The 14974-nt window shown below is 69.9% G+C and carries 15 protein-coding genes; 14 read left to right on the forward strand and 1 reads right to left on the reverse strand.

Going from position 1 to position 14974, the window contains the following annotated elements:
• The first annotated feature begins 17 nt into the window (after positions 1–17).
• The 5 genes from IE660_RS16670 (at position 18) to tsaD (ending at position 5407) form a co-directional block, all read left to right on the forward strand.
• Positions 18–2213: a DEAD/DEAH box helicase gene (locus tag IE660_RS16670; protein ID WP_235998110.1), complete on the forward strand. Its 2196-nt coding sequence runs from the start codon at positions 18–20 to the stop codon at positions 2211–2213.
• An 80-nt stretch (positions 2214–2293) separates the two neighbouring features.
• Positions 2294–3196 carry a tRNA (adenosine(37)-N6)-threonylcarbamoyltransferase complex ATPase subunit type 1 TsaE gene (tsaE, locus tag IE660_RS14595; RefSeq protein WP_203569161.1) on the forward strand — a complete coding sequence of 301 codons (903 nt, stop codon included), beginning with the start codon at positions 2294–2296 and terminating at the stop codon, positions 3194–3196.
• On the forward strand, positions 3193–3855 hold the full coding sequence (gene tsaB, locus IE660_RS14600) for a tRNA (adenosine(37)-N6)-threonylcarbamoyltransferase complex dimerization subunit type 1 TsaB (protein ID WP_203569106.1): 663 nt from the start codon (positions 3193–3195) through the stop codon (positions 3853–3855). Before tsaE ends, tsaB begins: the two co-directional genes overlap by 4 nt.
• Positions 3852–4313, forward strand: a complete 462-nt coding sequence (locus tag IE660_RS14605) for a GNAT family N-acetyltransferase (protein ID WP_203569107.1) — start codon at positions 3852–3854, stop codon at positions 4311–4313. Before tsaB ends, IE660_RS14605 begins: the two co-directional genes overlap by 4 nt.
• A gap of 29 nt (positions 4314–4342) precedes the next feature.
• A complete protein-coding gene (tsaD, locus tag IE660_RS14610; protein WP_328701982.1) occupies positions 4343–5407 on the forward strand; it encodes a tRNA (adenosine(37)-N6)-threonylcarbamoyltransferase complex transferase subunit TsaD in 1065 nt (354 codons plus the stop codon).
• Positions 5408–5603: 196 nt separating this feature from the next.
• Here tsaD and IE660_RS14615 read toward each other — a convergent pair whose 3' ends face one another.
• On the reverse strand, positions 5604–6077 hold the full coding sequence (locus IE660_RS14615; RefSeq protein ID WP_203569109.1) for an NUDIX domain-containing protein: 474 nt from the start codon (positions 6075–6077) through the stop codon (positions 5604–5606).
• A gap of 48 nt (positions 6078–6125) precedes the next feature.
• Between IE660_RS14615 and IE660_RS14620 the strand changes: the two genes are divergently transcribed.
• The 9 genes from IE660_RS14620 to groL all read left to right on the forward strand — a co-directional run bounded on the left by IE660_RS14620 (position 6126) and on the right by groL (position 14889).
• Positions 6126–6644 (forward strand): NUDIX hydrolase, encoded by a 519-nt coding sequence (locus IE660_RS14620; RefSeq protein ID WP_203569110.1) that lies wholly within the window; start codon positions 6126–6128, stop codon positions 6642–6644.
• Positions 6619–7770: a galactonate dehydratase gene (dgoD, locus tag IE660_RS14625; RefSeq protein ID WP_203569111.1), complete on the forward strand. Its 1152-nt coding sequence runs from the start codon at positions 6619–6621 to the stop codon at positions 7768–7770. Before IE660_RS14620 ends, dgoD begins: the two co-directional genes overlap by 26 nt.
• Positions 7771–7774: 4 nt before the next feature.
• Positions 7775–8398 carry a bifunctional 4-hydroxy-2-oxoglutarate aldolase/2-dehydro-3-deoxy-phosphogluconate aldolase gene (locus IE660_RS14630; RefSeq protein ID WP_203569112.1) on the forward strand — a complete coding sequence of 208 codons (624 nt, stop codon included), beginning with the start codon at positions 7775–7777 and terminating at the stop codon, positions 8396–8398.
• 2 nt (positions 8399–8400) lie between these two features.
• Positions 8401–9318, forward strand: coding sequence for a sugar kinase (locus tag IE660_RS14635; RefSeq protein WP_328701987.1), 918 nt, complete (start codon positions 8401–8403; stop codon positions 9316–9318).
• A 7-nt stretch (positions 9319–9325) separates the two neighbouring features.
• Positions 9326–10501, forward strand: coding sequence for a class I SAM-dependent methyltransferase (locus IE660_RS14640; RefSeq protein WP_203569114.1), 1176 nt, complete (start codon positions 9326–9328; stop codon positions 10499–10501).
• Positions 10494–11822, forward strand: a complete 1329-nt coding sequence (locus IE660_RS14645; RefSeq protein WP_203569115.1) for a site-specific DNA-methyltransferase — start codon at positions 10494–10496, stop codon at positions 11820–11822. Before IE660_RS14640 ends, IE660_RS14645 begins: the two co-directional genes overlap by 8 nt.
• Before the next feature lie 65 nt (positions 11823–11887).
• Entirely contained in the window at positions 11888–12928 is a 1041-nt protein-coding gene (locus tag IE660_RS14650; protein ID WP_203569116.1) for an arylamine N-acetyltransferase family protein, read from the forward strand.
• A gap of 18 nt (positions 12929–12946) precedes the next feature.
• Entirely contained in the window at positions 12947–13243 is a 297-nt protein-coding gene (gene groES / locus IE660_RS14655) for a co-chaperone GroES (RefSeq protein ID WP_203569117.1), read from the forward strand.
• Between the two features lie 41 nt (positions 13244–13284).
• Positions 13285–14889 carry a chaperonin GroEL gene (gene groL, locus IE660_RS14660; RefSeq protein ID WP_203569118.1) on the forward strand — a complete coding sequence of 535 codons (1605 nt, stop codon included), beginning with the start codon at positions 13285–13287 and terminating at the stop codon, positions 14887–14889.
• Positions 14890–14974 lie beyond the last annotated feature (85 nt).

Here is a 14974-nt window from a genome sequence, read left to right on the forward strand (position 1 = left end):
CGAGATTGAAGCCTGCAATGAGCAAGTTCGACGCGCCCCGCGGCGCGAAGTCCGGTGGCCCCCGCCAAGGCGGCCCGAAGCGATCAACCAGCCGTCCGGCCAAGTCGCACAAGGCTGACGGCACCCCCAAGAAGCGGTGGAGCGCCAGCGAGCGCGCCGAGCGCGGTCACGACCCGCGCCGCCGTGGTGGTCAGCGCCGCGACGACGACACCAGGCGTCCGCGCGAAGAGCGTGCACCTCGCTGGGACGATGCCCGTCGCGAGAGCCGCGACCGTCACGAGGGCCGGGTCGAGGGACGTGACCGCCACGCCCAGGCCGGCGAGCGCCCCCGCAACCGTGACTGGATCAAGCGTGAGGAGCGTCAGTTCGCCGACCGCATCGAGCGCTCCGAGGACCGTTGGGGACGTGGCCCGCGCGAGGATCGTGCGCGTCGTGACGCCTGGGGTCGCGACGACCGGCCGCGCCGTGAGACCTGGGGGCGCCACGAGCGTCCGCGCCGTGACGAGCGGTCCAGCCGGGATGAACGTCCCGGCCGTGACGACCGTCCCCGTCGTGACTGGGACGACCGTCCGCGGCGGGGCCGCGATGACCGCTTCTCGCACGACGATCGTCTTCGCCGTGACGACCGGCACAGCCGTGACGATCGGTTCAGCCGGGCCGCCCAGTTCAACCGGGACGACCGGCCTCGTCGTGACGACCGTCCGCGCCGTGAGTGGGACGACCGTCCGCGGCGGGACCGCGACGACCGCTTCTCGCGCGATGATCGTGCGCGCCGTGACGACTGGGCCAACGACGAGGTCGAGCCCAGCGACACCATGGAGTGGACCGAGACTGAGATCGATGATCTCGACCTGTCGGCGGTCAGTGACGAGGACGGCTTCGCCCGACTCGGCCTGCCCGAGCAGTTGGTGGCCGCGCTGACCGCGCAGGGCATCACCGACCCGTTCCCGATCCAGGCTGCGACCGTTCCGGTCGCGCTGACCGGGCGCGACGTGCTGGGCCGCGGACGCACCGGTTCGGGCAAGACGCTGGCTTTCGGGCTGCCGATGCTCACCCGGATCGCCTCTCGCAACGGACACAAGAACTCACCGGCCGGCATGGTGCTGGTGCCCACCCGAGAGCTCGCCCTCCAGGTGGCCGACGTGTTGTCGCCGCTGGCCTCGACGTTGGGCCTGCACCTTGCCCTGGTTGCTGGTGGCATGAGCTACGGGCCGCAGATCAAGGCGTTCGACCGTGGCGTCGACATCGTGGTTGCCACCCCCGGCCGCCTGATCGACCTGCTCGAGCAGGGCGTCGCCGACCTCTCCAAGGTGCAGGTCACCGTGCTCGACGAGGCCGACCACATGGCCGACCTGGGCTTCATGCCCGCGGTCACCACCCTGCTCGACGCGGTGCCGACCGACGGTCAACGGATGCTGTTCTCGGCCACCCTCGACGGGGCGGTCGACCGGTTGGTGCGCCGTTACCTGCACGACCCCTCGCTGCACGAGGTCGACTCGAGCAAGGCCGCGGTCACCACCATGGAGCACCGCCTGCTGCTGGTCGCCCCGCACCACAAGAACGCCACCACCGCCGCCATCGCCAACCGCGAGGGTCGCACCGTGATCTTCGCCCGCACCCAGATGGGCGCCTCGCGGGTCGCCGAGCAGTTGCGTGAGGCCGGCGTGATGGCCGGTGCCCTGCACGGTGGGCTCACCCAGGGTGCCCGGGCCCGGATGCTGGCCGCGTTCAAGGCCGGCAGCGTGCCGGTCCTGGTCGCCACCGACGTTGCCGCGCGCGGCATCCACGTCGACGACGTCACCCTGGTGCTGCAGGTCGATCCGCCGATGAACTCCAAGGACTACCTGCACCGCGCCGGACGCACGGCTCGCGCCGGCGAGACCGGTGTGGTGGCCACGATTGTCCTGCCGCACCAGCGACGCCAGGTGCAGCGACTGGTCGGGGCTGCCGGGGTGCGCACCGAGCCGATCAAGCTCGAGCCGGACGATGAGCAGCTGTCCGAACTGACCGGCGCTCGTCCGGTCACCGACGGGCCGATCGCCCAGGAGGACTTCGACGCGCTGATCGCCCCCAAGAAGAGCGTGCGGGTCGCCCGTCCCCGTCAGGCGCACGGTGGTCGTGGTCGTGGCGGGTTCGGACGCGGGGGATCCGGGCGTGGCGGCTTCGGTCGTGGGCGTGGGAACGAGCGTCCCCGCCGCGATTGGTCCAACTAGAGTTGTCGGCTGTGATCGACGCAGTGGGGGACGAAGCCGTGGTGGAACTGCGCGTGGCCGAACTGGCTGACGCGCCCACCATGCTGCGCCTGATCCATGCGGCCTTCGCGGCGCGTCCCCCGGTCGACCCGCCGGCAGCTGCTCTGTCCGAAACGTTGGCCGACATCGAGGCACACTTGGTCGAGGGCTACGGGGTGGTCGCCGACGTCGACGGCGTTCCCGCGGGAACGCTGCTGCTCACCCCTCGCGCCGATGGGGTGGTCTACATGCACCGGGTCTCGGTGCATCCCGACCACCGTCAGGCCGGACTGGCCGCGGCGATGGTGCGAGGGGCGGCCGAACTCGCCGCTGACCTCGACGCCCGCTGGATCGAACTGCTCTGCCGACGCGAGTTCCCCCAGACCCTGCGCTGGTGGCAACGGCACGGTTTCACCATCGACCGCGAGGACGACCTGGGCCACATCCTTCGTCGACGACTGCCGGTGCGGGTCGAGGTGCCGACCGCCGACGACATGCACCGCCTGGGCGCCTCGCTGGCCGGTCTGCTGCGCGCCGGTGACCTGGTCATCGCCACCGGTGAACTCGGTGCCGGCAAGACCACCCTGACCCAGGGCCTGGGCGAGGGCCTGCAGGTCGACGGGCCGATCATCTCGCCCACCTTCGTGCTGTCGCGCATCCATCCCTCGCGGGTGGGTGGGCCCGGTCTGGTGCACGTCGACGCCTATCGGCTGGGATCTGCTGCCGAACTCGAGGACCTCGACCTGGACGCCTCGCTCGCCGACTCGGTCACCCTGGTCGAGTGGGGTGCCGGACTCGCCGAGGGTCTGAGCAGCGATCGACTCGAGGTCGACATCCGCCGTGATGCCGACAGGGGCGACACGACCGGTGAGGACGAGGGTCGACAGGTCTACGTGGTCGGCGTCGGGCCGCGCTGGGCGACGGTCGACCTGGGTGTGCTCGCGGTCGAGGGAGCGACACGATGACCTGGACGCTCGCCATCGACACCGCCACCGTGGTCTGCGTCGGACTCAGCAACGGCAACGACACCTGGCGCGCACGGCTCGACGACAGCCGAGCCCACGCCGAGCAGCTGACCCCCTTGCTCAACCAGGTCTGCGCCGAGGCAGGCATCACCCTGCGCGAGCTCGACCGGATAGCGGTCGGCGTCGGACCGGGGCCGTTCACCGGCCTTCGGGTCGGGGTGGTGACCGGACTCACCCTCGCCAGCCTGGGACGCGTCCCGGTCACCGGGGTGAGCTCTCTCGACGTCGTCGCCCGGCAGTACGTCACCTCGTCCGAACCGCCGACCGGGGAGTTCGTCGCCGCGCTGGACGCCCGCCGCAAGGAGCTCTACTGGTCGCACCACCGTGCTGACGGCAGCCGGAGCGGTGAGCCGCAGGTGAGCACCTACGACCAGCTGCCCGACCTGCCGGTGACCGGGCCGGGCGCCCTGGTGCACCCCGGTGGGATCACCGTGGTGGGGCCGACCGCCCTCGATGCCGGCGTGCTCGCTCGCGACCTCGACCTGTTGCCCGACTCCGGCACCGAACCGCTCTACCTGCGCAAGCCCGATGCGGAGGTTCCCGTGGCGCGGAAGTCGACCGTGCTGCAGCCACGACTGGGGTTGAGGAGGCGGCCGTGACCGACACGATCACCGTTCGTCGGGCCACCATCGACGACCTGGACGACCTCGCCGCCATCGACCGTGCCGGCTTCGAGGAGCGGGAGCAGTGGTCGCGCCAGGCCTGGGCGGACGAACTCGCCGCGGCTGACCGGGTGGTGCTGGTCGCCCGTGACACCGAGGGGTTGGCAGGGGCGATCTCCATCGCCCGCCAGTTCGACACCGTCGACCTGCTGCGCGTGGTTGTCGCCCAGCGATCGCGTCGTCGCCGCCTGGGCGAGCGGCTCGTCCACGAAGCGGTCTGGCACGTGCGCGACGCCGACCGGGTGCTGCTCGAGGTGCGCCACGACAACGCGGCGGCGCTGATGCTGTACGCGAGGCTGGGCTTTCGTGCCATCGATCGGCGCCCTGACTACTACGGCCCCGGCCTGCACGCGGTCGTCATGCAGTCCGACCTTCCCTGGGAGGCGCTGTCATGAATGATGTCGCTGTCATGAATGATGTCGCTGTGACGAACGATGTGGTCGGCTCCACCGGACCGCTGGTGCTGGGCATCGAGTCATCGTGCGACGAAACCGGTGTCGGAATCGTGCGTGGCAACACCCTGCTCGCCAACGAGGTGGCCAGTTCGGTCGATCAGCACGTCCGCTTCGGCGGGGTGGTGCCCGAGGTGGCCAGCCGGGCCCATCTCGAAGCGATGGTGCCGACCCTGGAACGGGCCTGCGCCGCCGCCGACGTCGACCTGTCGGAACTCGACGGCATCGCCGTCACCGCCGGACCTGGCCTGATGGGGGCCCTGGTGGTCGGGCTGTCGAGCGCCAAGGCCTTGGCCTCGTACCTGGGCAAGGCGCTGTATGGGGTCAACCACCTGGTCGGACACGTCGCGGTCGACCTGCTCGACCACGGCGACCTGCCCACCCCGTGTGTGGCGCTGTTGGTCTCGGGTGGGCACACCCAGTTGCTGCTGGTGGGCGACATTGCCACAGACATCACCGAGATCGGGTCCACCATCGACGACGCCGCTGGTGAGGCCTACGACAAGGTGGCCCGCCTGCTTGATCTGAGCTACCCCGGCGGTCCGATCATCGACCGACTGGCGGCCGAGGGTGATCCCAAGGCGATCCGTTTCCCGCGGGGGCTGACTGCCCGGCACGACCTGGAGCGCCACCGCTTCGACTTCTCGTTCTCCGGCCTGAAGACGGCTGTGGCCCGCTGGGTCGAGACCGAACGGCGTGACGGACGAGAGGTGCCCGTCGCCGACGTCTGCGCCAGCTTCCAGGAGGCGGTCTGCGACGTGCTCACCGCCAAGACCGTGGACGCAGCGCTCGAGCACGGCGTCAAGCACGTGCTGATCGGCGGGGGAGTGGCGGCCAACTCGCGGCTGCGATCCCTGCTCGAGGAGCGCACCGCGTCGGCCGGCCTGCAACTGCGGCGGCCTCGCCCGGGTCTGTGCACCGACAACGGCGCGATGATCGCTGCCGTGGGCACCCAGGTGATCAAGGCAGGGCTTCGTCCCAGCTCGATGGACATCGGCGCCAACTCGGGCCTGCCGGTCTCAACAGTCTTGGTCTGACGTCCTTGTGGACTGCTCCGCATGGCGGAGCAGTCCACAACGAACGCTCAGACGTCGGTCGAGGAGCCAAGAGCCAGCGCCAGCGCCAGCGAGGTCCTGAGATCTGCGCTGCTGAGATGTCGTCGCCGGCGCGGCCAACCGCTCCCGCAGAGGGTTGGTGCCGCAATCCACGACATTTCAGCGGCGAGGGCAGCGCTCAGTTCACGTCGCCCAACCACAGCGGCCGGGTCGCCGGGTCTTCGAGCAGCCAGGTCGCCAGCCGCTGCGGATAGAACGGTGACCCGACCAACTCCGAGAGCGGCACCCAGCGCACCTCGGTCTGGGCCGTGTCCACCGCGGGCGGCTCGTCAGGCTGGTCGTCCAGAAGCTCGCACCAGAACCACAACTCGGTCTGCTGGAAGCTCGAGTCCCAGGCGAAGTGGTTGGCGCCGATGTAGTCACGTCCGCAGGCCAGGTCGCCCACGCGCACCCGGTAACCGGTCTCCTCGAACACCTCGCGGGTGGCGTTGTCGACCTTCGACTCACCGAACTCCTGACCACCGCCCGGGGTCAACCACCACTCGCCCTCCCGGTCGTGCAGCACGGTCACCAACAGGTGCCCGTCGCGCACCACCAGACCACGCGTCGCAGCCCGTACCCGGCCCGCCGGGGCGTCCATCGTGTCGACCATGGCGCCACCCTAGATGACGTCAGACGGGGGACGACTAGCCTGACCAGCGTGATCACGCCCATCCTCACCACGTTGGCCTTCGTCCTCCACCCCGACGGCGAGCGGGTGCTGATGTGCCACCGCATCGGGCGTGAGGACGACCAGCAGCTCGGCAAGTACAACGGTCTGGGTGGCAAGGTCGAGCGCGACGAGGACGTGGTGGCCTGCATCCGACGCGAACTGCTCGAGGAGGCCGGCATCGTCGCCACCCGGATGCGGTTGCGCGGAACGGTCAGCTGGCCGGGTTTCGGCACCGACGGCTCCGACCACTTCGGCCTGGTCTTCGTGGTGGACGCCTTCGAGGGCACCCCGCCCGAACGCAACGAGGAAGGTCCGCTCACCTGGGAGCGGATCGACTCGCTCGACCAACTGCCGATGTGGGAGGGCGATCGGTACTTCATGCCGCTGGTCTTCGACGACTCGGTGCCCCAGTTCCACGGTGTGCTGCCCTACGTCGACGCAAGACCCACCGGCTGGTCAGTGTCCGTGATTGGCTTGGACCATGACCGACACAATCTCCCGCGTTGAAACGTTCCTGGTCGAACCGCGGTGGCTGCTGGTTCGGGTCGAGACCGCCGACGGGGTGGTCGGCTGGGGTGAGGGCACCGTCGAGGGACGTGCCGCCACCGCCGCGAAGGCCATCGAGGAGATCTCGGAACTGATCATGGGCGCCGATCCGAGCCGGATCGAGGACCACTGGCAGGTGATGACCAAGGGGTCGTTCTACCGCGGTGGCGCCGTGTTCGCCAGTGCCGTGTCAGGCCTCGACCAGGCGCTGTGGGACATCAAGGGCAAGACCCTGGGCGTGCCGGTGTACCAACTGCTCGGGGGTGCGGTCCGTGACCGGATCCGGGTCTACGGCTGGATCGGCGGTGACGAGCCGGCCGAGGTCGCCGAACAGGCCGCTGCCGCCCGTGAGACCGGGCTCACCGCCGTCAAGATGAACGGCACCGCAGCGCTGGAGCACCTGGCCAGTGGCGCGGTGCTCGACGCCGCCGTCGAGCGGGTCGCTGCCGCCAAGCAGGCCATGGGCGACGAGGGCGATGTCGGCATCGACTTCCACGGCCGGGTCTCGATGCCCAACGCCCGTCGGCTGCTGCACCTGCTCGAGCCGGTGAGTCCGATGTTCGTCGAAGAGGCTGTCGTCCCCGAGAACAGCCACCTGTTCGCCGACCTCGCCGCCCGCACCTCGATTCCGCTGGCCACCGGTGAGCGGCTCTACAGCCGCCAGGAGTTCCTGCCGGTGCTGCAGGGCGGCATCGCGATCGTCCAGCCGGACCTGTCGCACGCCGGTGGTATCACCGAGTGCCGCAAGATCGCCACCATGGCCGAGACCTTCGGCGCGCTGCTCGCGCCGCACTGCCCGCTGGGTCCGATCGCGCTGGCCGCCTGCCTGCAACTGGGCTTCGCGACCGCCAACCACGTCATCCAGGAGCAGTCGCTGGGCATCCACTACAACACCACCGGCGACCTGCTCGACCTGATGGTCGACCGGTCGGTCTTCACCACCCACGACGGCTTCATCGAGCGATGGGAGGCTCCTGGCCTGGGCGTCGAGTTGGACGAGGCCGCCGTGCGTGAGGCCGGTGCCCGCGGCCATGCCTGGCGCGGACCGCTCTGGCGGCTGCGCGACGGCTCGTTCGCGGAGTGGTGAGCCGATGACCGACCTGCTCACCGCCCTGACCGAGTCCGGACTGGTGGCGATCATCCGTTGCCCGGGCGCCGGCACCGCCACCCCGATCGGACGGACCCTGATCGAGGCCGGCGTGACGGTGCTCGAGGTGACCCTGACCACGCCCGATGCCCTCGAGGCGATCAGCGAACTGCGTGCCCTCGACACCCCGGGCGTGCTGGTCGGCGCCGGCACGGTGCTCACCGTCGACGACCTCGACAGCGCCCTCGAGGCCGGTGCCCAGTTCATCGTCACCCCGTCGTGGGCCGAGGCGGTGCCTGCAGCCGTCGAACGCGGCGTGCCGGTCGTCCCGGGTGCGTGGACGCCCAGCGAGGTGCACCAGGCCGACGCTGCCGGCGCCACCGCCGTGAAGCTGTTCCCGGCGCGCACCGGGGGGCCTGCCCACCTCAAGGCGATCCGTGACCCGTTCCCGCGGGTGCCGTTGGTGGCCGTCGGCGGGGTCGGGCCGGACGACGTGGTGGCCTACCGCGAGGCCGGAGCCATCGCCGTCGGGGTCGGTGGACCGCTGGTCGGCGACGCCGCCACCGGGGGATCACTGGACGACTTGGGCGAACGCGCCCGTGACTTCGTGGAACGGTGCCGACGTTGAGCGTGTGGACCTGCGGCGAGGCGATGGGAGCCCTGCGCACCGACGGACCGTTGCGGCTGGGCACGACCTGGACCACGCACGTCGCCGGCGCAGAACTCAACGCCTCGGTCGGGTTGGCCAGGCTCGGCCACCAGGTCACCTGGTGCAGCCGGGTCGGCGACGACGACTTCGGACGACTGGTCGTGCGCGAGGCCCGCGCCGAGGGGGTCACCCTCGACGTCGAGGTCGACCCCGAGCGCCACACCGGTGGTCTGCGGGTGGTGCGCCAAGCCGGAACCTCGTCGGTCAGCTACACCCGCCGCGGGTCGGCTGCCTCAGCCCTCGACGCCGCCACGCTCACCACGTCGCTCGAGCGCGCCAACGCTGACATCGCCCTGGTCTGCGGCATCACCCCGGCCTTGTCGCCGACCTGTCGCGACGGCTGGCTGGCCGTGGTCGCCGCCGCAGCTGAACGTGCCACGGTCGTACTCGACGTCAACCACCGACCCACCCTGTGGTCGTCCGACGATGCCGCCGCAACGCTGCGACAGGTGGTCGGCCGGGCGGACGTCGTCGTCGGAGACCTGGACGAGCTGCGGCTGCTGAGCGACGCCTCGTCCGAGGACGACGTGGTCGCCGACCTGATGAGCCAGGGTGTCGACCTCGTCGCGATCAAGCGCGGGGTCAACGGGGCGTCGCTGGTTCGTGCCGGGCAACGCCACGACCTGCTGGCAGAGCCGGCGGTCGAGGTCGACCCGATCGGTGCCGGCGACGCCTTCACCGCCGGTCTGGTCTCGGCGATGCTCGACGGTCTGGATGACGGCGCCGCGTTGGCTCGCGCGGTCGCCATGGGGGCCTGGGCGGTGTCGACCTCGGGCGACTGGGAAGGACTGCCGACCCGCGCCCAACTGCTCACCGGGCGCGGCGGCGTTCGTCGCTGAGCCGACGATGAGCATCCTGCTGACGCCGCTGGGGCAACGAGCCCTGGAACTCGCCGCTGGCCTCGACGACGTCGACTCGCTGGCTGCCGCCTCGAGGCTGCGTGCCGAGGTTCCCGCCGACATCGCAGCGGCCGCCCTCACCCAGGAGGCGCTGCGGCGCCGCGCACGCCGCAAGTTCGGTGACGCTGCCGCCTCGATGTGGTTCACCCGTGACGGGCTCGAGCAGGCCACCCGCCCGGCGGTCGCGAGGTGGCGGGCCAGACGCCTGGTCGAGTGGGGGATCACCCGTGTTGTCGACCTGGGCTGCGGCATCGGCGCTGACGCGGTGGCCTTCGCCGAGGCGGGCCTGGAGGTGCTGGCGGTCGAGTGCGACGAGGACACCGCCGAGTTCGCGGCCCTCAACCTGGCTCGGTTCCCGCACGCTGACGTCGAGGTCGGCGACGTGCTCGACCTGGTCGATCCGGCCTCTCCCGCCAGCCCCGACACCGCGGTCTTCCTCGACCCGGCACGGCGCACCGCCGCCGGTCGCAGTTGGAGCCTGACCGATCTCAGCCCGCCCTGGAGCTTCGTCGAGGCGATGCTGGGACGAGGCCAGCTGGTCGTGGTCAAGCTCGGGCCCGGGGTGCCCGACCGGGTGCTGCCCACCGACGCCGAGGTCGACATCGTCGACGAGGGTGGCGACGTGGTCGAGGCCACGGTGTGGCACGGGCCCCAGGTCGCTCCCGGCCGGCGAGCACTGCGGGTCGACGGAGACGACATCGAGGTCATCGCCAGCACCGAGCGAGCCCTGGACGACGGTCAGGGACGGATCGGTCGGTTCGTCCACGAACCGGTCGGAGCGGCGATCCGCGCGCATGCGGTCGCCGACCTGCCCGGAGCCGAGCGGTGGTGGGGGCCCCTACCCGGGGTCGCCTACGCCAGCAGCGACCAGCCGTCGTCCTCGACCTGGGCGACCAGCTTCGAGGTGCTCGAGGTGCTGCCCTGGCGCGAGCAGACCCTGCGGGCTTGGTGCCGTGAGCACGGCATCGGCACCCTGGAGATCAAGAAGCGTGGACTCGACGTCGATCCCGCCGCGCTGCGACGACGGCTCAAGCTCTCGGGTCAGGCGTCGGCGACGGTCATCCTCGCCCCGCACAGCGGGGGAGCGGTCTGCCTGGTGGTGCGGCGGGTGAGAGATGCCTGAGCGCCGCGGACCCCGAGTCGAACTGGTCTGGCCCGGCAAGGACGAGGCGCTCGCCCTGGCCGAGGTGCCACCGAGATCGCAGCTGGTGGGCGACCTGAACGCCGGTCAGGTGTTCCTTGAGGGGGACAACCTCGAGGTGCTGAAGCACCTGGTGGGCACGCACACCGGCGCGGTGAAGTTGATCTACATCGACCCGCCTTACAACACGGGGAAGTCCTTCGTCTACCGCGACGACGAGCACCCCGACCATGCGGCTTGGCTGTCGATGATGGCCCCGCGGTTGGTGCTGGCCCGGCGCCTGCTGACCGACGACGGAGTGATCGCTGTCTCGATCGACTCCGGTGAGGTGCACCACTTGGCGTTGCTCATGGATGAGGTCTTCGGCGAGGCCAACCGGCTCAACGACATCGTCTGGGTGAGCAACCTCAAGGGCCGCCAACTCGAGGCCCCGGGCGCGGCCGTCACCCACGAACACATCCTGGTGTACGCCCGCGACGCCGGTCGCGTGCCGCAGTTCCGCGGGTCGCTCGCCGAGCTCCACGCACTGATGCCCAGTGTCTACAAGCGTGCCGGCTACCCGATCCAGCACGACGATCGCGGCCCCTTCGTCACCAAGAACGAACTGCACAACACCAACTCCCGCTTCAACGAGCAGACCGCACCGTCGATGGTGTTCCGCATCCACCACCACCCCGGCACGGGCGAGGTGCGGGTCACCGACATCGACGACGAGACGGTCTTCCCCGGGTTCGTGACAGCGATGCCCCACCCGAACGCCCGCGAGGGAGTGCGCTTCCACGCCTGGCGGTGGAGTCGCGCCCGGGTGCTGGCAGAGCACGCCGAGCTGAAGTTCGACACCGCTGGCGACCGGTTGCGGATCTGGACGAAGATCCGCGACACCGACGGCGTGGCCCTCAAGGACCTGGTGATCGGCCCCGGCACGCTCACCGGGCAGGCCGACCTGGCTGCGTTGGGGCTCGCGAGGGTGTTCGACACCCCCAAGCCGGTGGCGCTGCTTCGTCCGCTGATCGCTGCCGCCACCGGCCCGGACGACCTGGTGCTCGACTTCTTTGCCGGGTCTGGGTCCACCGGTCACGCCGTGGCCCTGCAGAACTCCCTCGACGGCGGACGACGCCGCTGCCTCAGCGTCAACAACGCCGAGCCGACCCACCCGAGGTCGATCGCCGCCGCGCAGGGATTTGCATCTGTCGCCGACATCACGCGGTCCCGGCTCGACAGGGTGCTCGCGGTGGTGCCGGGGGCCGCCGAAGCCGGCCTTGGACTGGCCGGCTTGCGAGAGTCGGGAGGCGATGATGCCTGAAGCCCCGACGAGTGGACGGGGCCAGGGTCGAGGCATACCTCGACCCGCTCGGGTGCAGCGACCTGATGGGAGCGGTCCCCACGCTCGCAGCGCTGACTCGACTCCACCGAGCCCACAATGCGAGAGTTCCCTCCAGCACACTCGACATCGTGCTCGCCGCACGTGGCGAGGTCCCCGCGGTGGCACCCACCGATCCTGACAGCTGCGTCGACCTGGTGCTGTCTCGGCGAAGCGGCTACTGCTTCCACCTCAATGGTGCCTTCGGGTGGTTGATGCACACGATGGGCTACTCCGTGAAGCGCGTCCGGGCGGGGGTGCAGTTGGCGCGTGATCCTGCACCTGTCGGCGCGACTGGTGCGCATCTGGGGCTGTTGGTGACCCTGCCGGACCACGTCGCTGTCTACTGCGATGCCGGTCTGGGCAATGCCTCCGTCGACCCCTTGCCGCTGGTCAGTGCGGTCAGCCGCCAAGGCCCCTTCGCCTTCGCGATGCGCCCATCGGAGGTGGTCGAGTCCGGCTGGCGGTTCGACCAGGATCCCAGGCTGCAGAGCTGCCACGGCATCGACCTCGACACGGCCGGCGTGGCCTACGACGACTGCTCCGTGATTCACGACCTGCTCTCCACCGACCCCGAATCGGTCTTCGTCCAGAACGTGATCGTGCGCCGGCGTCCGCAGGACGCCTCCATGACCATGCGCGGGGTGGTACTGACCCGTGTTGGGGAGGCAGGACCCAGATCGTCGAGCTCCACTCTCTCGAGGCGTGGCGCAGCGTGTTGCAGGAGGAGTTCGGCTTGCTTCTCGACCACATGCCCGGCGTGGCGCTGGCTCGGGTGCACCAGCACGAGCGTGGGGCACTCGCCCGGCACCGTGCCCGGAACACCAGCGCTGGGCTGCGCTGAAGACTCCTCCGACGGGCGAGGCCTGCGTCAATCCTCGTGCGCCCAGGCGACTTCGTTGGCACTCAGGTTGATCGAGTGCCAGAGCGGTACTAAGTTTGTCTCTGGCACTCGCACCACCGGAGTGCCAGATGTGCTCGGGGCGACACCGCGACGACGCCCTGGCCGATCTGTCCACACCAGCCGCCGCACGGCGGCACAGAACTAGCCAGAAAGGGGTTTGAACGTGGCAGCCACGATCAAGCCGCTCGAGGACCGCGTCCTCGTCCAGCCTCTCGAAGCCGAGCAGACCACCGCCTCCGGCCTGGTCATTCCCGACACCGCCAAGGAGAAGCCGCAGGAGGGTCGCGTCGTTGCGACCGGTCCCGGCCGCATCGACGACAACGGCAACCGCGTCCCGCTGGACGTTGCCGAGGGTGACGTCGTCATCTTCTCGAAGTACGGCGGCACCGAGGTCAAGTACGACGGCACCGAGTACCTGCTGCTGAACGCGCGCGACATCCTCGCCGTCGTCAGCAAGTGACCCGGACGACCCACACAGTCAGCGATCAAGGAGTCTGACCCATGCCCAAGATCCTTCAGTTTGACGAGGAGGCGCGTCGCTCACTCGAGCGCGGCGTCGACACCCTCGCCAACACCGTGAAGGTGACCCTCGGCCCCAAGGGCCGTTACGTCGTGCTCGACAAGAAGTGGGGCGCCCCCACCATCACCAACGACGGCGTGACCGTCGCGCGTGACGTCGAGCTCAGCGATCCCTACGAGAACCTTGGCGCCCAGCTCGCCAAGGAGGTCGCCATCAAGACCAACGACGTGGCCGGCGACGGCACCACCACCGCCACGGTGCTGGCCCAGTCGCTGGTGCACGAGGGCCTGCGCGCGGTTGCCGCTGGCACCAACCCGGTCGGCCTCAAGCGCGGCATCGAAAAGGCCGTCGACGCCGTGGTCGAGCAACTGCGCAGCATCTCGCGCGCTGTCGAAACCACCGACGACATGGCCAATGTCGCCACCATCAGCTCCCGTGACGAGCAGATCGGCGCCCTGATCGCCGAGGCGTTCGACAAGGTGGGCAAGGACGGCGTCATCACCGTCGACGAGTCGAACACCTTCGGCACCGAACTCGAGTTCACCGAGGGCATGCAGTTCGACAAGGGCTACCTGTCGCCCTACTTCGTCACCGACGCCGACCGCATGGAGGCCGTCCTCGACGATCCCTACATCCTCATCCACTCCGGCAAGATCAGCTCGATGAACGACCTGCTGCCGGTGCTGGAGAAGGTCATCGCCGCCCACGGCACGCTTTTCATCGTGGCCGAGGACGTCGACGGCGAGGCGCTGTCGACCCTGGTGGTCAACAAGATCCGGGGCACCTTCACCTCGGTCGCCGTCAAGGCCCCGGCCTTCGGTGACCGTCGCAAGGCCATGCTCGAGGACATCGCCATCCTCACCGGCGGCCAGGTGGTCGCTCCCGAGGTCGGCCTCAAGCTCGACCAGGTGGGTCTGGAGGTGCTCGGTCGGGCTCGCCGAATCGTGGTCACCAAGGACAACACCACCATCGTCGACGGTGCCGGTTCATCGGACGAGGTCGCTGGTCGCGTGGCGCAGCTGCGTCAGGAGATCGAGCGCACCGACTCCGACTGGGATCGCGAGAAGCTGCAGGAGCGGGTCGCCAAGCTCGCCGGTGGCGTCTGCGTGATCAAGGTCGGCGCCGCCACCGAGGTGGAGCTGAAGGAGAAGAAGCACCGCATCGAGGACGCCGTCTCGGCCACTCGTGCGGCCATCGAGGAGGGCATCGTCGCCGGTGGCGGCTCGGCCCTCATCCATGCCGCGTCGGTGCTCAAGGACAACCTCGGTCTCGAGGGTGACGAGAAGGCCGGTGTGCAGATCGTCGCCAAGGCCGTGGCCGAGCCTCTGCGCTGGATCGCCGAGAACGGTGGCGAACAGGGTTACGTGATCACCACCAAGGTCGCCGAGATGGAGCCGGGTCACGGCTTCAACGCCAAGACCGGTGAGTACGGCAACCTGCTCGAGGCCGGTGTCATCGACCCCGTCAAGGTCACCCGCTCGGCGCTGGCCAACGCGGCCTCGATCGCCGCGCTGCTGCTGACCACCGAGACCCTGGTGGTCGACAAGCCCGAGGACGAGGAGCCGGCGGCTGGACACAGCCACTGATTGCTCGCCTCACCAGGCACACGAGGGCCCCGGAACCGACTCAGGTTCCGGGGCCCTCGCGCTGGCGCTCCCCACTCGACCAGCC

Origin of the sequence: Aestuariimicrobium ganziense (assembly GCF_015352975.1) — a bacterium.
GTDB classification, from domain to species: Bacteria; Actinomycetota; Actinomycetes; order Propionibacteriales; family Propionibacteriaceae; genus Aestuariimicrobium; species Aestuariimicrobium ganziense.